The organism is Gottfriedia sp. NPDC058432 (assembly GCF_042721555.1).
GTDB lineage: Bacteria > Bacillota > Bacilli > Bacillales > Bacillaceae_G > Gottfriedia.
Window position 1 is genome coordinate 1 of record NZ_JBHXLC010000060.1, and the last position, 1,691, is coordinate 1,691.

Sequence of the window (1,691 nt, forward strand, 5' to 3'; positions counted from 1 at the left end):
GCCGAGGCCACTGAAAAACAGTCAATTTTATTTACTGTAATCAATATGTGAAATAAAAAAGGCGATTTTCCGTTCAAATTGAACGGAAAATCGCCTTTTCCTTTATACATTTTTATTTTTCTTCCTTCATTAAGGTCAGTATTCGTTTTAAATTAACTGCGAATATGGCCATTGCCCCTTGCATTTCCATACCTAATAGACCCGAGGAATTTGCTACATTGTACCCGTGTCTGTGTTTTAATTCACTATTTTTTGCTTCAATTTTATAGCGTTCTTTCGATTTCTTTTTGAAATATTCGCTTTCTTGAAAGTATATATGTTCTTTGTGTTCAGTTGATTTAATAGTTACACTATACGATTTACTTTTGGCACCTTCTTTATAACATCCATCTTTAAAGGGACACTTTTTACACTTTTTAATATCAAAGTAATACATATCACGCGGATTTTTTTTCTGATTTTTTCTTTCTTGTCTTCTTTTTCGAATTGCCATATGACCTGCCTTACAAACGTACATACCCGCATCCTTATTGTATTGAAATTCATCTTCTTTTTTACGTGTTCCATGTGTAATCGTGGGGTTTAATTTCGAAACTAATTGTAATTCATTTTCATTTGCATATTGAAGATTATCAATCTCTGAATAAGCTGTATCACCAATGACTGTATCAATTTTCATTCCCGTTTCAAGACTTTTTTCAATCAATGTTTTTAGATATTTTCCATCAGTATTTTCACCTGTTGAAATGACTGCAGCTGTAATGATTCGTTCTTCATTCATCGCTAAATGTGATTTATATCCAAAAAAAGAGGTATCAACAGTTTTATGCCCAGTTCGTGCGTCAGGATCATTTGAGAAATTTAGATTGTCATGGTAATCTTCAACGATTTCTTTTAAATAGTTTAGTTTTTCTTTTACTTTTGGATATTCACGAATCGCTTCTTCTTTTTCCACAGCTTGAATGACTTTTTCACAATAGGCAAGTTCTTCAACTACATCATCAGTTGTTGGCTTCGGAGGGAATTTTTCTTTCATTCCCTCATTAATTTGATAGACAGATTTTCGAAGGAGTTTAGATTTCTCCATTAAAAATTCTTTTGGTGATTTATTATTAAATCGCGATCTTGTATGAGTTGCGTCAACTATTATTGAAGTACTTTTAATTAGTTCTTTTTCTAGTGCGATATCAACTGTTTTTTGGATCAACATGTCTAATAATCCAACATCTTTTAAACGGAGTTTACGAAATTTCGTTAAAGAACTTGAATTGATCACTGATTCTTCTGGAGCCATATCAAGAAAATATTTAAAAGACATATCATATTTTGAACGTTCAACAACATCTACATCTGATAAATCAAAGATCGATTTTAGTAACAAATATTTGAACATACGAATAGGCGGCACTGCATTTCGGCCGTTATCAAGGCAATATTTATTCTTTAATTCTTCTAATACAAATGTAAAGTCAACTAATTCATTTATTTGACGAAGCATATTATCTTTCGGAACAATTAAATCGTATAACGCCATGAAAGGGCTAAGAGTAAAAGATTCTTGATTTGAGATCATTCGAGACACCACCATTACTTGATACAATAATTATACAAGAAAAAAGTGAAGGCTTCCTCGATGAATCGAGAAAGCCTTCACTTTTTTAAACCACAAGGACTTTTTCAGTGGCCTCGGC

Annotated in this window: 1 protein-coding gene; it reads right to left on the reverse strand. The window is 32.1% G+C overall.

Features of this window, described 5'->3' with window-relative positions; all coding sequences use genetic code 11:
• Positions 1 to 112: 112 nt before the first annotated feature.
• A complete protein-coding gene (locus ACFWM3_RS24940) occupies positions 113 to 1,573 on the reverse strand; it encodes an IS1182 family transposase (protein ID WP_390313400.1) in 1,461 nt (486 codons plus the stop codon).
• Positions 1,574 to 1,691: the final 118 nt, after the last annotated feature.

What these genes read in the sequence shown, in the direction of transcription:
- ACFWM3_RS24940 (WP_390313400.1), bottom strand. Translation starts at nt 1,573, where the DNA reads ATGATCTCAAATCAAGAATCTTTTACTCTTAGCCCTTTCATGGCGTTA.